General features: G+C 60.6%; 17 protein-coding genes. 10 read left to right on the forward strand and 7 right to left on the reverse strand.

All coding sequences use genetic code 11. The annotated features are described in order from the left end of the window. Positions 1–123: 123 nt before the first annotated feature. Both AACY44_RS01160 and AACY44_RS01165 read right to left on the reverse strand, forming a co-directional pair. Positions 124–2,634, reverse strand: a complete 2,511-nt coding sequence (locus tag AACY44_RS01160) for an ABC transporter permease (protein ID WP_339437443.1) — start codon at positions 2,632–2,634, stop codon at positions 124–126. Next, entirely contained in the window at positions 2,634–3,317 is a 684-nt protein-coding gene (locus AACY44_RS01165) for an ABC transporter ATP-binding protein (RefSeq protein ID WP_005786391.1), read from the reverse strand. Before AACY44_RS01165 ends, AACY44_RS01160 begins: the two co-directional genes overlap by 1 nt. A 10-nt stretch (positions 3,318–3,327) precedes the next feature. Between AACY44_RS01165 and AACY44_RS01170 the strand changes: the two genes are divergently transcribed. The 3 genes from AACY44_RS01170 (at position 3,328) to AACY44_RS01180 (ending at position 5,326) form a co-directional block, all read left to right on the forward strand. Beyond that, the gene (locus AACY44_RS01170) at positions 3,328–3,933 is read left to right on the forward strand and encodes an arylesterase (RefSeq protein ID WP_339414784.1); all 606 of its coding nucleotides are present in this window, start codon (positions 3,328–3,330) and stop codon (positions 3,931–3,933) included. 58 nt (positions 3,934–3,991) lie between these two features. Beyond that, a complete protein-coding gene (locus AACY44_RS01175; protein ID WP_065872740.1) occupies positions 3,992–4,285 on the forward strand; it encodes a hypothetical protein in 294 nt (97 codons plus the stop codon). A 72-nt stretch (positions 4,286–4,357) separates the two neighbouring features. Next, positions 4,358–5,326, forward strand: a complete 969-nt coding sequence (locus tag AACY44_RS01180) for a L,D-transpeptidase family protein (RefSeq protein WP_339414783.1) — start codon at positions 4,358–4,360, stop codon at positions 5,324–5,326. Positions 5,327–5,460: 134 nt separating this feature from the next. On the opposite strand, the gene oprI is transcribed toward AACY44_RS01180, so the two are convergent. Next, positions 5,461–5,712 carry an outer membrane lipoprotei OprI gene (gene oprI, locus AACY44_RS01185; protein WP_003172710.1) on the reverse strand — a complete coding sequence of 84 codons (252 nt, stop codon included), beginning with the start codon at positions 5,710–5,712 and terminating at the stop codon, positions 5,461–5,463. Between the two features lie 612 nt (positions 5,713–6,324). On the opposite strand from oprI, the gene AACY44_RS01190 reads away from it, so the two are divergent. Further along, positions 6,325–6,606 carry a GNAT family N-acetyltransferase gene (locus tag AACY44_RS01190; protein ID WP_339414782.1) on the forward strand — a complete coding sequence of 94 codons (282 nt, stop codon included), beginning with the start codon at positions 6,325–6,327 and terminating at the stop codon, positions 6,604–6,606. 64 nt (positions 6,607–6,670) lie between these two features. Here the strand turns inward: AACY44_RS01190 and AACY44_RS01195 are convergent, their stop codons facing one another. Together AACY44_RS01195 and AACY44_RS01200 are read right to left on the reverse strand one after the other, a co-directional pair. Next, positions 6,671–7,747 carry a 3-deoxy-7-phosphoheptulonate synthase gene (locus AACY44_RS01195; RefSeq protein ID WP_016975370.1) on the reverse strand — a complete coding sequence of 359 codons (1,077 nt, stop codon included), beginning with the start codon at positions 7,745–7,747 and terminating at the stop codon, positions 6,671–6,673. Positions 7,748–7,878: 131 nt separating this feature from the next. Then, on the reverse strand, positions 7,879–8,313 hold the full coding sequence (locus AACY44_RS01200; RefSeq protein ID WP_339414781.1) for a PilZ domain-containing protein: 435 nt from the start codon (positions 8,311–8,313) through the stop codon (positions 7,879–7,881). Here AACY44_RS01200 and AACY44_RS01205 point away from each other — a divergent pair. The 5 genes from AACY44_RS01205 to cysB all read left to right on the forward strand — a co-directional run bounded on the left by AACY44_RS01205 (position 8,312) and on the right by cysB (position 12,219). Continuing rightward, a complete protein-coding gene (locus AACY44_RS01205) occupies positions 8,312–8,698 on the forward strand; it encodes a thioredoxin (RefSeq protein WP_339414780.1) in 387 nt (128 codons plus the stop codon). The genes AACY44_RS01200 and AACY44_RS01205 overlap by 2 nt on opposite strands. Further along, positions 8,695–9,648 carry a putative 2-dehydropantoate 2-reductase gene (locus tag AACY44_RS01210; RefSeq protein ID WP_339529662.1) on the forward strand — a complete coding sequence of 318 codons (954 nt, stop codon included), beginning with the start codon at positions 8,695–8,697 and terminating at the stop codon, positions 9,646–9,648. Before AACY44_RS01205 ends, AACY44_RS01210 begins: the two co-directional genes overlap by 4 nt. Positions 9,649–9,663: 15 nt before the next feature. Continuing rightward, on the forward strand, positions 9,664–10,569 hold the full coding sequence (locus AACY44_RS01215) for a 5'-nucleotidase (protein WP_339529664.1): 906 nt from the start codon (positions 9,664–9,666) through the stop codon (positions 10,567–10,569). Between the two features lie 72 nt (positions 10,570–10,641). Then, positions 10,642–11,142: a universal stress protein gene (locus AACY44_RS01220; protein WP_339414777.1), complete on the forward strand. Its 501-nt coding sequence runs from the start codon at positions 10,642–10,644 to the stop codon at positions 11,140–11,142. A gap of 102 nt (positions 11,143–11,244) precedes the next feature. Continuing rightward, entirely contained in the window at positions 11,245–12,219 is a 975-nt protein-coding gene (gene cysB, locus AACY44_RS01225) for an HTH-type transcriptional regulator CysB (RefSeq protein WP_339414776.1), read from the forward strand. Between the two features lie 5 nt (positions 12,220–12,224). Here cysB and AACY44_RS01230 read toward each other — a convergent pair whose 3' ends face one another. Both AACY44_RS01230 and AACY44_RS01235 read right to left on the reverse strand, forming a co-directional pair. Then, a complete protein-coding gene (locus AACY44_RS01230) occupies positions 12,225–12,707 on the reverse strand; it encodes a GreA/GreB family elongation factor (RefSeq protein WP_339529666.1) in 483 nt (160 codons plus the stop codon). 5 nt (positions 12,708–12,712) lie between these two features. Next, a complete protein-coding gene (locus tag AACY44_RS01235; RefSeq protein WP_339414774.1) occupies positions 12,713–13,081 on the reverse strand; it encodes a hypothetical protein in 369 nt (122 codons plus the stop codon). Positions 13,082–13,213: 132 nt separating this feature from the next. Here AACY44_RS01235 and earP point away from each other — a divergent pair, with 132 nt between their 5' ends. Continuing rightward, complete coding sequence (gene earP / locus AACY44_RS01240; protein WP_339529668.1) at positions 13,214–14,347, forward strand: elongation factor P maturation arginine rhamnosyltransferase EarP; 1,134 nt, start codon at positions 13,214–13,216, stop codon at positions 14,345–14,347. The last annotated feature ends 29 nt before the right edge of the window (positions 14,348–14,376 follow it).

Consider the following 14,376-nt stretch of genomic DNA (forward strand, 5'->3'; position numbering starts at 1 on the left):
ACACCAGAGATCAAATGTGGGAGCTGTCGAGCTTTAGCGAGGCTGCGATGCCGGCGCTGCGGTCTGGCAAAGACCGCGCGGTGATCCCTTCGCCGCGTTGCTAAAGCGCTCCCACACGGCGCTTCAACCTTCGCGCAACACAGTCAGCGGGCTTGCGTTCAGTGCACGGCGGGTGCCAAACACACCCGCACCGCCGATCAGCACGGCGCCAATCACCGGCAGCAACAACAACCATGGGTGAGGCTGCCAGGCCAGGTCAAATGCATAGCGGTACAGCACAAAGGTCACCAGTTCAGTCCCCAGTGCCGCCAACAGCCCACTGACAGCACCCAGCAAGCCGAACTCGATACGCCTGGCCTTGACCAGCAGCTTGCGTTCGGCGCCCAGTGCGCGTAATAGCGCGCCTTGGCGGATACGTTCGTCCAGCGTGGCCTGCAGGCCCGAGAACAACACCGCCATCCCCGCTGCCAGGACAAACAGCAGCACGTACTCCACCGCCAGGGTCACTTGGGCGAGGATGCTGCGCAACTGCTCCAGCAGCGCCTCGACCTGCAGGATGGTTACCGCCGGGAACGCCCGGGACAGGTCGACGATTTGCTGGTCATGCCCGGGTGCCAGGTAGAAGCTGGTCAGGTAGGTGGTCGGCAGGTCCTTCAAGGTGCCTGGCTGGAAAATCATGAAGAAGTTGGGCTGGAAGTTATCCCAGTTGATGGTCCGCAGGCTGGTCACCCGCGCTTCACGATTTTCGCCGCCCACCGTGAACACCAAGTGGTCATTGAGCTTGAGCTTGAGGCTTTCCGCTACCTTGGCTTCTACGGAGACGCCAGGGATTTCATCGGTGGGCTGCTGTGACCACCATGAGCCCGCCGTCAGGGCATTACCCGGTGGCAGGTCGGCAGCCCAGGTCAGGCTCAGGTCGCGTTGTACCGCACGATCGCCGCTTGAGTCCTTGCTGACGATTTCCTGTACCGGTTCACCGTTGATACTGATCAGGCGACCCGGCACCACCGGATAAAGCGGCGCGGATTGCGCTTGCAGTTCCAGCAGGCGGGCGCCAAAGGCCTCCTTGTCGGCCGGCAGGATATTCAACGCGAAATAGTTGGGCGCATCCTTAGGCAGCTGGTTTTGCCAGGTGTCGAGCAACTCGCCACGCAGCAGGGCGATCAAACCCATGGACAGCAGGATCAGGCCAAACGCCAGGGATTGACCGGCCGCCGCCAACGGGTGGCGCAGCAATTGGCCCAGGCCCAGGCGCCACGGCAGGGAGGCGCGTGCCAGCAGGCGGCGCAGGCTTTGCAACAGCAGCAGGAGCAAGCCGCCGAGGACCAGCGCAGCCACCACGCCACCGCCCAGCAGGGCGAAGGTCAGCACCAGGTCGAGGCTCAGGCGCCACATGATCAGGCCCAATGCAAACAGTGCTGCGCCGTAGACCATCCAGGTGCTGGAAGGAATCGGCAGCAGGTCGCGACGCAATACCCTTAGTGGCGGCACACGACCCAGGGCGGCCAAGGGCGGCAGGGCGAAACCGGCGAGGGCGACCAGGCCGGTGCCGATGCCCGCAATTGCCGGTAACAGCCCGCCGGGAGGAACGTCCGCCGGCAGCAGGTCATGGAGAAAGTAGAACAGGCCAAACTGCGCCAGCCAGCCGAGCAGGGCGCCGGTCAGGCTTGCCAGCAGCCCCAGTACGCTCAGTTGCAGACTGAACAGCAACATGGCTTCGCGCCGTGACAATCCCAGGCAGCGCAGCAAGGCACTGGCGTCAAAGCGCCGGGTGGCGAAGCGATTGGCCGACAGCGCCACGGCCACACCGGCCAGCAGCACCGCGACCAGGCTGGCCATGTTCAGGTAGCGTTCGGCCTTGCCCAGCGCGCCGCCGATCTGTTGGTTGCCGTCCCGTGAATCCTGCAGCCGCTGGTTGGCGGCGAGTCCTGGCTTGACCAGGTCACGATAGGTTTGCAGTACCGTGCTGCCCTGTGGCCCGCGCCACAGTTCGCGATAGCTGACGCGGCTGCCGGGCTGGACGACGCCGGTGGCGTCCAGGTCCGCCAGGTTGATCATCACCCTGGGCGTAAGGCTGTAGAAGTTGCCGGCGCGGTCCGGCTCATAGGTGAGCACGCGGGCCAGGCGCAGGGTTTTCATGCCCACATCAATGCTGTCGCCGACCTTGAGGTCCAGTGCTGTCAGCAGCCGGGCTTCAACCCAGGCTTCCCCGGGTTTGGGCCCGCCGCCAGGGGTCTCCTCGCCGAAGGGCGCAGCAGCGCTTTTCAGTTCGCCGCGCAGCGGGTACTGCTCGTTGACCGCCTTGATGCTGGAGAGCTGGATGCCGTTATCAGTGGCTATAACGCTGGAGAACTCCACGACGCGAGCGTGATCGAGGCCCAGTTCGGTGCCGGACTGGATTTGCTCGGGGCGGGCCGGCGAGCTGCCTTCCAGCACCAGGTCGGCGCCCAGAAACTCGGTGGCGCGCAACAGCATGGCGCCATTGAGGCGAGCGCCGAAGTAGCCGATGGCGGTACTGGCGGCCACGGCCACCAACAGGGCGAAGAACAACACACGCAATTCGCCCGCGCGGGCATCGCGCAGCAATTGGCGCATGGCAAGGCTGAATAGGCGCAACAGCGGCAAACGTGCCATCAAGGCTCCAGGGGCGCGACCATCAGGCCGGCTTCAAGGCGGATCAGGCGTCGGCAACGGTGGGCCAGGCGCTCGTCGTGGGTGACCAGCACCAGGGTCGTGCCGCTCTCTTTATTGAGTTCGAACAGCAGGTCGCTGATGCGCTCGCCGGTGTGGCTGTCGAGGTTGCCGGTAGGTTCGTCGGCAAACAGTACGTCCGGTTCGGCGGCAAAGGCGCGGGCAATCGCCACGCGTTGTTGCTCGCCACCTGAGAGTTGGCGTGGTGAGTGGGTCAGGCGCTGGCCCAGGCCGACACGTTCGAGCAGGTGCCGGGCGCGCTCGCGGGCGTCTTTGCGGCCGTCCAGTTCCAACGGCAGCATGACGTTCTCCAGCGCGTTGAGGCTGTCGAGCAGTTGGAAGGACTGGAACACGAACCCTACGTGCTCGGCACGGATGCGCGCGCGCTGGTCTTCGTCGAGAGTGCTCAAGGCTTGCCCGGCGAGGGTGACTTCGCCGCTGCTGGGCAGGTCGAGGCCGGCCAGCAGGCCGAGGAGGGTAGATTTGCCGGAACCGGAGCTGCCGACGATAGCCAGGCTATCGCCCTTGTTCAGTTCCAGGCTCAGTTCGTGCAGGATAGTCAGTTCACCTTCCGCGCTGGGAACCACTTTGCTAAGGTTCCGCGCGGTGAGAATGCTTGCGCCCATGGAGAATCCGATGCGAATGTGGTTTTTGAGTGCTGGCCTGGCCTTGATGTGCATGGCCCAGAACGCAGCGGCGGGTACAGTCCTGATCGTTGGCGATAGTATCAGTGCCGGTTTCGGCCTGGATACCCGCAAGGGGTGGGTTGCCCTGCTGGAGCAACGGCTCAAGCAGGAAGGTTTCGACGATAAAGTGATCAACGCCTCCATCAGCGGGGATACCAGTGCCGGGGGCTTGGCGCGGCTGCCGGCGGCGCTTGCAGAGCATAAGCCAGACGTGGTGGTGATCGAGTTGGGCGGCAATGATGGATTGCGTGGACAACCCCCGGCGCAATTGAAACAAAATCTTGCGTCGATGATTGACCAGTCCAAGGCCGGTGGTGCCAAGGTGTTGTTGTTGGGGATGCAATTACCGCCCAACTATGGCCCGCGCTACACCACGGCATTTGCCGAAGTCTTTGGCGCACTGGCCAAGGAAAAAAACGTCCCGCTGGTGCCGTTTTTCCTCGAAGGCGTGGGTGGGCACCCGGAGCTGATGCAGGCCGATCAACTGCACCCGGCCGTCGGCGCCCAGGGCAAGTTGCTGGAAAATGTCTGGCCGACGCTAAAACCGCTGCTTTGACGCTTTTCTACCGGCAGGCTTTCGGCTAAGGTGGCGCCCCCCCGATTTGGAGCCCCTGATGTCGCGTCCTGCCTGGTCCCTGTTTAATTACCAACTGATCGAGCCGGACGAGCAGCTGGATCTGTTCGCCTGCCAGGAAGTGCGGGTGCATCTGGTGACGCGTCAACTGGAACTGGGCGGCACCATCGATCGTACCCTGTGCGGCACGCTGCTGCCGGCGCAACCGCGTTGGTCGCGGGTTGATCGCTCGATCTTCCAGGACCAGCGCCTGTGCCCGTTGTGTCGTGCGATCCTGGAATCCCAGAAGCGTGGCACGCCGCCGATCTGGCCGGAACTGCGTTTCGAGCTGTAAGGGGCAGCTAGAAGCGCGCTTCACGTATACAATCTATCTTTATCTCCCGTCGTTCTGCGAAGGATTTTCCGGATGTTGTCGCGCCTTTCCGTCGTCACCTGCTGCCTGTCTCTCGCCGCACTCTGTGCGGCCGGTGCTGCGTCAGCTTTGCAGTTGCCCTTGCCACCGCCGGGTGAAGACATCGTCGGTCAGGTCCAAGTGATCAAGGCCAAGTACGAGGACACCTTTGCCGACCTGGGCACCACCTATGACCTGGGCTATTCGGAGATGGTCGCGGCGAACCCGGGCGTGGATGCCTGGTTGCCGGGGGCGGGCACCGAGATCGTGCTGCCGACGCGGTTCATCCTGCCGCCGGGCCCGCGCGAAGGTATTGTGATCAACCTGGCGGAGTACCGGCTCTACTACTACCCCAAGGGCCAGAACGTGGTCTACACCTTCCCGCTGGGCATTGGTCGTGAAGGCTGGGGTTCGCCTATCGCCCATACCAGCATCATTGCCAAAACGCCGAACCCGACCTGGACGCCGCCCGCCTCAATCAAGGCCGAGCACGCCGCCAACGGTGACCCGCTGCCCAACGTGGTGCCGGCCGGCCCGGACAACCCCTTGGGCCCGTTCAAGTTCACCCTGGGTACTCCGGGTTACCTGATCCACGGCTCCAACGCGAAGTTCGGCATCGGCACCCGTACCAGTCACGGCTGCTTCCGTATGTTCAACAACAACGTGCTGGAGATGGCCGGCATGGTGCCAGTGGGCACGTCGGTGCGCATCATCAGCGAGGCCTACAAGTTCGGTCGCAGTGGCGGCAAGGTCTATCTGGAAGCGCATACGCCATTGAATGATGACGGGACGCCATCGGTGGTCGACAAGCACACGGCGGTGATCAACGCCTTGCTCAAGCGTGAAGACTTGGCCAATCAACTTCGAGTGAACTGGGATCAGGTGCGTGACGTCGTCGCGGCGGAAGACGGTTTGCCGACGGAAATCGGTGTGCCGGGCCCGGCACCGATCGCCTCCAGCGCGCCGATCGACCTGCAGCAATAAGGCGTTCGTTCAAAAGCCCGTCAAGGCCTTGCGCCTCGGCGGGCTTTTTATTGCGCGTTATTCAGGTACACATACCAGGCAATAAAAAAGCCGACCCATAAATGGATCGGCTTGATAACAACCCCGAAGGATTATTACTTGCGGCTAGCTTTTTCAAGCATACGCAGTGCGCGCTCGTTAGCTTCGTCAGCAGTCTGTTGTGCTTTTTGAGCAGCAGCCAGCGCTTCATCAGCTTTACGGTAGGCTTCGTCTGCACGAGCCTGGGAGCGAGCTGCTGCGTCTTCAGTTGCAGTCAGACGAGCTTCGGTTTCTTTGGAGACGCTGCTGCAACCGGTAGCCAGAACTGCGGCCAGAGCCAGAGCAGAGAATTTCAGAACGTTGTTCATCGTGTTCCCCTTCAAGGACTTTCTATTAGATGGCTAGTTCGCCCAGAGTGAGCTAATAGCCGGCGTACATACTACCCATTACTTGTAGTAAGTAAACTGACGTAGCGCAAGAAGCAAAAAAAATTCTCGTGCCGAATCTATTTTGGCTAACCTTTTGAAGGTTTGTATAAAAAGCGTCCAATTTTTTTCAATCAGGCGACAATTGGATCCAGGCTGGGAAAGGCCGGCCGGCATGTGTCAAGCGCTGTAAATAGATGAAAATTTATATATACAGCTGACACTTTCGTTCAGCACGGCTTTGCGTTGCCCGGCATCTTTTGCGCATGTAGAGGTGACTTTAAGAGCGCCTGTTCGTCTCAAGGTTCAACTGCCGGCAATGTACAGGCTTTCGATCATCGGTTGATCGAGGCCCTTTCTATATCTACCAGCGGCAGGGGATGGCAGGTGCGCCTTGAGCAATCGCAGGATTGGTGCCTACTATTTCCTGCGTGCTGGTTGTGAGCGCTCAGGGTTTTCTCGTTGTCGGAACCGGCACGGGGTGGCGTAGATGTTCCTTCGCCGGAAAAACATCGGTAAGGTAGGGTCAGAAACCAAGACCCGCGAGGAGTAGTGATGAGCGAGGCGTTGTCCATCCACCATGACCAGGCTGGTCATCAGTTCGAGACCAATGTGGACGGTTATCGTGCCTATCTGACCTACATGGACCTCGGCAAACAGACCCTGGATATCTATCGGACCTTCGTGCCCAACGCACTGCGGGGTCGTGGTATTGCGGCGGCATTGACCGAGGAAGCCTTGAAGTTCGCCGAACAGGCAGGCTATACGGTGATCCCGTCCTGCTCCTACGTCGAACGCTACATGGAGCGCCACCAGCGCCATGCCGCGAAGCTGTAAGGCATAAATAGCACCATAAAAAACGCCGGGCTCAGCCCGGCGTTTTTGTGTGCGCAGTGTTGTGTCAGGTGCGTTTGCGTTTCGGCAATACGTCCTTGAGCTTGGCGTGCATGCTGCGCAGAGTGTTTTCAGTGGCGGCCCAATCGATGCAGGCATCAGTGATCGAAACGCCATATTGCAAGTCGGCCAGGTCTTTTGGAATCGCCTGGCAACCCCAGTTCAGGTGGCTCTCGACCATCAGGCCGATGATTGATTGGTTGCCTTCGAGGATCTGGTTGGCGACGTTTTCCATCACCAGCGGTTGCAGGGCCGGGTCCTTGTTGGAGTTGGCGTGGCTGCAGTCGACCATGATGTTCGGCTTGATCTTGGCCTTGTTCAGCGCCTGTTCGCACAGCGCAACGCTGACCGAATCATAGTTGGGCTTGCCGTTGCCGCCGCGCAGCACCACGTGGCCGTAGGCGTTGCCCTTGGTGGTGACGATGGACACGCCACCTTCCTGGTTGATACCCAGGAAGCGGTGCGGGCTGGAGACCGATTGCAGCGCGTTGATCGCCACGGTCAGGCCACCGTCGGTGCCGTTCTTGAAGCCCACGGCCGAGGAAAGGCCGGACGCCATTTCTCGGTGAGTCTGGGATTCAGTGGTGCGTGCGCCGATGGCCGACCAGCTGATCAGGTCCTGCAGGTACTGCGGGGAGATCGGGTCCAGGGCTTCAGTGGCGGTGGGCAGGCCCATTTCAGCCAGGTCCAGCAGCAATTGACGACCGATGTGCAGGCCATCCTGGATCTTGAACGAGTCGTCCAGGTACGGATCGTTGATCAAGCCTTTCCAGCCGACGGTGGTACGCGGTTTTTCGAAATAGACGCGCATCACCAGGTACAGGGTGTCGGACACTTCCGCCGCCAGTACTTTGAGGCGCTCGGCGTACTCGTGGGCAGCCTTGAGGTCATGGATCGAGCAGGGCCCGATGACGACGAACAGGCGGTGGTCGGTGCCGTCGAGAATGTCACGGATGACTTCGCGGCCCTTGGTGACGGTCTGCAGGGCAGCGTCGCTCAAAGGGATTTCGCGCTTGAGCTGATCAGGTGTGATCAGGGTCTCGTTGGATTCGACGTTTAGGTCATTGATCGGTAAATCAGCCATCGTGTTACTCGTCAGGGTCACGGGTGCTGGCCGCCAGCCATCCCCGTGCGGCGGAGCACAGCATGATTTGGATGCAGGGGGAGGGAACCTTAGCGCGTAACACCGGCCCGCGACAATGGGCAAAGCCCGCTTTAATCCAGCGTTGGCGCCACAAACGCCTCATGGGAGAACTCACAGGCATGGCGCGATACCCACTCGCGGGCCAGTGCTTCGAATTGCTGGGCGGTGGGTTCTGCGTTGTCGTGCTGGCGGCAATAGCGCTCTATCCGGCATGCTTGCTCACCCATTCGCGCACCGAACAGCGCATGTTCATCGGTAAACGAGACACCGACGCGGTAGCCGTTTTCCACCTTGCGGCACCACGCCACATAGCCTGGATAACGCGCGCTGGCGCCCAGGGAAGGGATGTGCAGATCAACCGCCGTGCCCTCGCGCCAGGCGCGTGGCCAATGGCAGGCAACACCGCCCAGGCCGGTAGTGTGCAGGCGTTGGCGGGGGATGGCAGGAGAGGGGCGTTGGATTAACTCGACAGCGACATCATCAGGGTGAGGTAAAAAACGACCCATGTACACGGACTCCGAGTACCGTCCAGTTGACGGCGGCAGCAGCAGTATAGTGAAGGAACTGGAATTGACCGACCTGGATATTGACCAGCAATTGCTGGGATTGCCAGGTATTTCGCTTGTCGTGTTCACAAGCGTAGGGTGTTCCAGTTGTCGTTGGGCGCGCCAGCAATTACCAGGCTGGACGTTGCCGCTGGACCGGGTGTGCTGGGTGGATGCCGGGCACAACGGCGGTGCGGTCGAACGCTACCAGATCTTTCATTTGCCGGCGTTGTTCGTGGTGTGCGAGGGTCAATTCCTCGGGCAATTACAGACGCGTCTTACACCTTCTGACCTTGCTGACTCTATAAAACATGCGCTTACCCGCACTCCAGAGGATCTGCCATGACCGCACAATCAACCCGCATTGGCATCATCGGCACCGGCGCCATCGGTGGTTTCTACGGTTTGATGCTGGCACGCGCCGGTTTTGATGTGCACTTCCTGTTGCGCAGTGAGTACGCAGCGGTCAGCGAGACCGGCCTTCACCTTAACAGCCGCGTGCATGGCCCCTTGCACCTGCACCCGGTGCAGGCCTACGCCCGGGCTGCCGATATGCCACCGTGCGACTGGCTTCTGGTGGGCACCAAGTCCACCGGCAACGTCGACCTGGCCCCGACCATCGCCCAGGTTGCGGCGCCGGATGCCAAGGTGGTGTTGCTGCAAAATGGCCTCGATGTGGAAGACAGCCTGCGTGAGCACCTGCCCGCATCGCTGCATTTGCTCGGCGGCCTGTGCTACATCGGCGTGCATCGTTCTGCCCCCGGCGTTATCGAGCATCAGGCGTTGGGCCGGGTCAACCTGGGTTATCACAGTGGCTCGGCGGCCAATGATGAAGCCCGCCAAAAGGCGATCGTCGAAGCCGGCGCCGCGTTGTTTCACAAGGCGGGTATCGAGTCCCAGGCCAAGGCGAACGTGCATCAGGCCCGTTGGCATAAGTTGGTGTGGAATGTGCCCTACAACGGCCTCTCGGTGTTATTGGGCGCGGGCACCACGGCGATGATGGCGGATGAATCCAGCCGCGAGCTGATTCAGGCGTTGATGGCCGAAGTGGTACAAGGCGCCCACGCCTGCGGCCATGAAATCCCCAAGAGTTACGCTGAGCAGATGTTCGCCATGACCGAAACGATGGTCGACTACCTGCCGAGCATGTACCACGACCACGTGCACAAACGCCCGCTGGAACTGGCGGCGATCTATGCGCGGCCACTCGCAGCGGCAAAAGCTGCCGGTTGCGAACTGCCGCGGATGCAGGCGCTGTACCAGGCCTTGAGTTTTATTGATCGGCATAACCGCTGAGTCGGGGGACACACCATGGCAAAGGAATTGGGCGACAAGCTGGTGCTGGCGATCTCGTCGCGGGCCCTGTTCGACCTGAGCGACAGCCACAAGGTCTACCTCGCCCAGGGCGTCGAGGCCTACCGCAAATACCAGATCGAACACGAGGAAGAAATCCTCGAAACCGGCGATGCCTTTCCGTTGGTCAAGAAGCTGCTGAGTCTCAACGCCAGCCTGGGCCGTGCCCGGGTCGAAGTGGTGCTGGTGTCGCGCAACAGTGCCGATACCGGCCTGCGCGTATTCAACTCGATCCAGCATTACGGCCTGGATATTTCCTGCGCCGCTTTCGTAGGCGGGCGTAGTCCTTATCCTTATTTGGCGGCGTTTGGCTGCCATCTGTTTCTGTCGACCCATGCTGAAGATGTGCGCAGTGCCTTGGATGCCGGTTTTGCGGCGGCGACGATTTTGTCCGGCGGTCCAAACCGTGCCTCCAGCGAAGAGCTGCGCATCGCCTTCGACGGTGACGCCGTGTTGTTTTCCGATGAGTCGGAGCGTGTTTACCAGGCTGGTGGGTTGGAAGCGTTCCAGGCCAATGAGCGGGAGTCGGCGCGCCGGCCTTTGCACGGCGGTCCTTTCAAGGGTTTTTTGGCGGCGCTCAACCTGCTGCAGCGCGAGTTTTCCGATGAGTCCTGCCCGATCCGTACGGCCTTGGTCACCGCGCGCTCGGCGCCGTCGCACGAGCGAGTGATTCGCACCTTGCGTGAGTGGGATATCCGCCTGGACGAGTCGTTGTTCCTCGGCGGCCTGCAAAAATCCGCGTTTCTGGAGGCGTTTGCTGCCGATGTGTTTTTCGATGACCAGGCCGGGCATTGCGAGAAAGCCAGGGAGTTTGTAGCGACCGGGCATGTGCCCCATGGCATTAGTAATGAGGTGAAGATCTAAGCCAATCGTATTCGCCCGGGCACTGCTAAGCTCATTTCATCTCCGCCATCCTGGCAGTTCCGGGGGGGTTCTATGATTCGTTCGATGCTGTACGCCACGGACCTTGGTCTGTACGCACCTTATGTGATGCAGCACGCGCTGGCGCTGGCCCGAACGTTCAAGGCAGATTTGTATGTGATCCATGTGGTCGAGCCCATCGGGTTGTTCGCCGAATCGGTGTTACAGAGCTACCTTGATGAGAAGGCCCTGAGTGAGTGGCAGAGTCAGGGGCTGACCACGGTGATGGCGACGATTGAGCAGCGGGTACTGGACAGTTTTCGCGAGGAGTTGGGGGAAGGGGAGCAAGACCTGAAGTTGATCCGTTCGGTGCGGGTGATCCAGGGGGACCCGTGCGAGGTGATACTCGACGAGCTGCGCAAACTGTCCGTAGACCTGTTGATTGTAGGCAGTCATAGCCACGCGATCGCGGCGGCCACCCCGTTGGGGCGCACTGCTGCACGGGTGCTGCAGTTGTCTACGGTGCCGGTGTACCTGGTGCCTTCGTTACAGCGTCGACGCAGTGATAATGCGTGATGGGTAAACCAATAAAAAGTTCTAGATTTATCCATCGAACCTTTAATATAGTTATATACCGTCGCTGATACCCGTGGCGTCTATCTGCTTTGAGGGACACATATGAAGCTTCAACAACTGCGGTACATCTGGGAAGTGGCGCACCACGACCTCAACGTTTCCGCTACCGCTCAAAGCCTGTACACCTCGCAACCTGGTATCAGCAAGCAGATCCGCCTGCTCGAAGATGAGTTGGGCGTCGAAGTGTTCGCCCGCAGCGGCAAGCACCTCACCCGTGTCACCCCGGCCGGTGAACGCATCATCACCACCGCTGGCGAGATCCTGCGCAAAGTCGAGAGCATCAAGCAGATTGCCCAGGAATTCTCCAACGAGAAGAAGGGTACCCTGTCCATCGCAACCACCCACACCCAGGCACGTTATGCGTTGCCGCCGGTGATCCGTGATTTCATCAAGCAGTACCCCGACGTGGCCCTGCACATGCACCAGGGGTCGCCGATGCAGATCGCCGAGATGGCCGCTGACGGCACCGTCGATTTCGCTATCGCCACCGAAGCCCTTGAGTTGTTCGGTGACCTGGTGATGATGCCGTGCTACCGCTGGAACCGCTGCGTGGTCGTGCCGCAAGGTCACCCGTTGGCCAAGCTGCCGAAACTGACCCTGGAAGCCCTGGCTGAATACCCGATCGTGACCTACGTATTCGGTTTTACCGGCCGTTCCAAACTCGACGAAGCCTTCAGCCATCGTGGCCTTACGCCGAAAGTGGTGTTCACTGCGGCCGACGCCGACGTGATCAAGACTTACGTGCGCCTGGGCCTGGGCGTCGGTATCGTCGCCAAGATGGCGGTCGACACTGCCCTCGACAAAGACCTGGTGGTGCTTGATGCGAGCGAGCTGTTCGAGTCGAGTGTGACCAAGATAGGTTTCCGTCGCGGCACTTTCCTGCGTGGGTTTATGTGCGATTTCATCGAGAAGTTTGCGCCGCACCTGACCCGTGACGTCATGGCCAAGGCGATCCAGTGCCACAACAAGCAGGAACTGGAAGAGCTGTTCGACGGCGTTGAACTGCCCGTTCACTGAGTGGTTTATTTGGCCTCGGTAACCGTAAACAGTTGCCGAGCGCCTGCCACCAGAATCTCCACCTCATCACCTTCAAACTTGCCCAGCAGGCTTTTGCCCAGCGGCGAGCGCGGGGTGATGACGGTCACCGGTTGCCCCACCACGTCCACTTTCAAACCCGCCGCGTCCGGCGCCAAAAACAGCCACTGCTGGCGACCGCTCTCATCAGTCAGGCCCAGTAGCGCGCCGATTTCTATGCCCCGCTGATCATCGTAGGCACGCAGTGCCATGTTCTGGCACTGCGCCAGTGACTGCTTGATTTCCTCTACACGCTTGGCTTGCCCGGCTGCCAGGTAGGACGCCTCCAGCCCCAGAGTGTCGTATTTGTTTTCGGCGATGTTTTCTTCGTGGGTCGCCGTTTCGTAGGCGGTCTGCGCGGCACGTTGGGCAATGTCGAGGTCGACGCTGAGCTTTTCCAGGACCAACGGGTGGACAGCGTGTTTATTCATAGTGATCAATCGCAGAATTGCAGGACATTGGCCCGAGTCTTTTCGTTGGGAGCGTTCTGGTCCTGTTGCAGCCAGAACTGGCATTTGGGGTTGGACAGGTTGCGTGCATTGCTGCGGGCCTGATCCAGGGTTTGCTCCTGTTCCTGCTTCTGCAGGTTCTGCTGATATTGCTCGAACAGGCGGTTCGGCGGCTCAGGTTCCACAACCGCAGGCTTGCCCAATTGCTGGACCGCCTGGGCCACCGGCGCCAGGCTCTGCGGGAACAGATAGCGCGAAGCCAGCCAAGTGGTCAGCACGATGGCGATAAACCCCAGCCACACGCCAAACGCGATAGAAACACTGAGCTTGAGCAGCGATAACGAACGATCAGACATGGCGGCCTCCTGGCAGGCATTTGCGGCGTGGTGGCGATTGTCGCACAGCCACTGTGCAGAATAATCGCGATCAAGCCTTCTGCATCGGTGCATTTATGCGGACAATCGAGCCTTTGATCGTTGGAGCCCGGAATGAAAGCCCGCTGGGATATTTTTTGCAGCGTCGTCGACAACTACGGCGACATCGGCGTGACCTGGCGCCTGGCCCGGCAATTGGTGGCGGAGCATGCTTGCGCTGTGCGTTTGTGGGTCGATGACCTGCGCGCCTTCGAGCGCATGTGCCCGGAAATTGATGTGCAGCAAGACCTGCAATGGCAGGAAGGCGTCGAAGTGTGTCATTGGCCGGTCGAGTGGGTGGGTGCGCCAGCGGCAGATGTAGTGATCGCCGCCTTCGCCTGCCAGTTGCCGCCCGGCTATATGGAGGCCATGGCCGAATGCGAGCGTACGCCGTTATGGATGAACCTGGATTACCTCAGCGCGGAAGACTGGGTGGTGGGGTGTCACGGGCTACCGTCGGTGAAATTCAAAGGCGTGCAGAAGTACTTTTTCTTTCCCGGGTTTCGTCCCGGCACCGGCGGCTTGTTGCGCGAGGCGGGGCTGCTGGAGCAGCGTCGGGCCTTTCAGCAGGATGCCAGTGCGCAGCGAGACTTCCTGCAAGCCTTGGGCATATTTCCCGCAGCCGATGCGCGGTTGATCTCACTGTTTGCCTACGAAAATCCCGGGCTGGCCAGTTGGCTGGACGTGTTATCGACGGATGGGCGTGCCACTCATCTGTTGGTTCCGGAGGGCCGGATTCTGGGTGATGTGCAGCGCTGGCTGGGCCTGGACCGGCTGGCAGCGGGGGACATCCAGCAACGCGGAGCGCTGACGGTGCAGGTCATCGCGTTCGTACGCCAAGAGCAATATGACCGCCTGCTGTGGTGCTGCGACTTCAATGCCGTACGCGGCGAAGACTCGTTCGTACGCGCCCAATGGGCCGGCAGGCCGTTGGTGTGGCACATCTATCGCCAGGACGAAGACATCCATCTCGACAAGCTCGATGCCTTCCTGGCGCTGTACACGGCCGGCTTATCAGCGGCGGCAAAGGCTGCCTTGATCGGACTCTGGCAAGCCTGGAACACGGAGGGCGATATGGCACAACCGTGGAAAATGTTGCTGGAACACGGGCCGGAGGTGAGCCGGCACGCCGAAACATGGTGTCTGGAACAAGGCTTGCAGGCCGATCTTGCGACGGCGCTGGTGAAGTTTTATGAAAGTTGGATATGATACGCCACCTTGAATTTTGTAAATCCCAT

Origin of the sequence: Pseudomonas sp. RA_15y_Pfl1_P11 (assembly GCF_963970975.1) — a bacterium.
In the GTDB taxonomy this organism is placed as follows: Bacteria; Pseudomonadota; Gammaproteobacteria; order Pseudomonadales; family Pseudomonadaceae; genus Aquipseudomonas; species Aquipseudomonas tritici.

What these genes read in the sequence shown, in the direction of transcription:
- cysB (WP_339414776.1), top strand. Translation starts at nt 11,245, where the DNA reads ATGAAGCTTCAACAACTGCGGTACATCTGGGAAGTGGCGCACCACGAC.
- AACY44_RS01210 (WP_339529662.1), top strand. Translation starts at nt 8,695, where the DNA reads ATGACCGCACAATCAACCCGCATTGGCATCATCGGCACCGGCGCCATC.
- oprI (WP_003172710.1), bottom strand. Translation starts at nt 5,712, where the DNA reads ATGAACAACGTTCTGAAATTCTCTGCTCTGGCTCTGGCCGCAGTTCTG.
- AACY44_RS01180 (WP_339414783.1), top strand. Translation starts at nt 4,358, where the DNA reads ATGTTGTCGCGCCTTTCCGTCGTCACCTGCTGCCTGTCTCTCGCCGCA.
- AACY44_RS01200 (WP_339414781.1), bottom strand. Translation starts at nt 8,313, where the DNA reads ATGGGTCGTTTTTTACCTCACCCTGATGATGTCGCTGTCGAGTTAATC.
- AACY44_RS01160 (WP_339437443.1), bottom strand. Translation starts at nt 2,634, where the DNA reads ATGGCACGTTTGCCGCTGTTGCGCCTATTCAGCCTTGCCATGCGCCAA.
- AACY44_RS01220 (WP_339414777.1), top strand. Translation starts at nt 10,642, where the DNA reads ATGATTCGTTCGATGCTGTACGCCACGGACCTTGGTCTGTACGCACCT.
- AACY44_RS01170 (WP_339414784.1), top strand. Translation starts at nt 3,328, where the DNA reads ATGCGAATGTGGTTTTTGAGTGCTGGCCTGGCCTTGATGTGCATGGCC.
- AACY44_RS01215 (WP_339529664.1), top strand. Translation starts at nt 9,664, where the DNA reads ATGGCAAAGGAATTGGGCGACAAGCTGGTGCTGGCGATCTCGTCGCGG.
- AACY44_RS01195 (WP_016975370.1), bottom strand. Translation starts at nt 7,747, where the DNA reads ATGGCTGATTTACCGATCAATGACCTAAACGTCGAATCCAACGAGACC.
- earP (WP_339529668.1), top strand. Translation starts at nt 13,214, where the DNA reads ATGAAAGCCCGCTGGGATATTTTTTGCAGCGTCGTCGACAACTACGGC.
- AACY44_RS01165 (WP_005786391.1), bottom strand. Translation starts at nt 3,317, where the DNA reads ATGGGCGCAAGCATTCTCACCGCGCGGAACCTTAGCAAAGTGGTTCCC.
- AACY44_RS01230 (WP_339529666.1), bottom strand. Translation starts at nt 12,707, where the DNA reads ATGAATAAACACGCTGTCCACCCGTTGGTCCTGGAAAAGCTCAGCGTC.
- AACY44_RS01175 (WP_065872740.1), top strand. Translation starts at nt 3,992, where the DNA reads ATGTCGCGTCCTGCCTGGTCCCTGTTTAATTACCAACTGATCGAGCCG.
- AACY44_RS01235 (WP_339414774.1), bottom strand. Translation starts at nt 13,081, where the DNA reads ATGTCTGATCGTTCGTTATCGCTGCTCAAGCTCAGTGTTTCTATCGCG.
- AACY44_RS01190 (WP_339414782.1), top strand. Translation starts at nt 6,325, where the DNA reads ATGAGCGAGGCGTTGTCCATCCACCATGACCAGGCTGGTCATCAGTTC.
- AACY44_RS01205 (WP_339414780.1), top strand. Translation starts at nt 8,312, where the DNA reads ATGTACACGGACTCCGAGTACCGTCCAGTTGACGGCGGCAGCAGCAGT.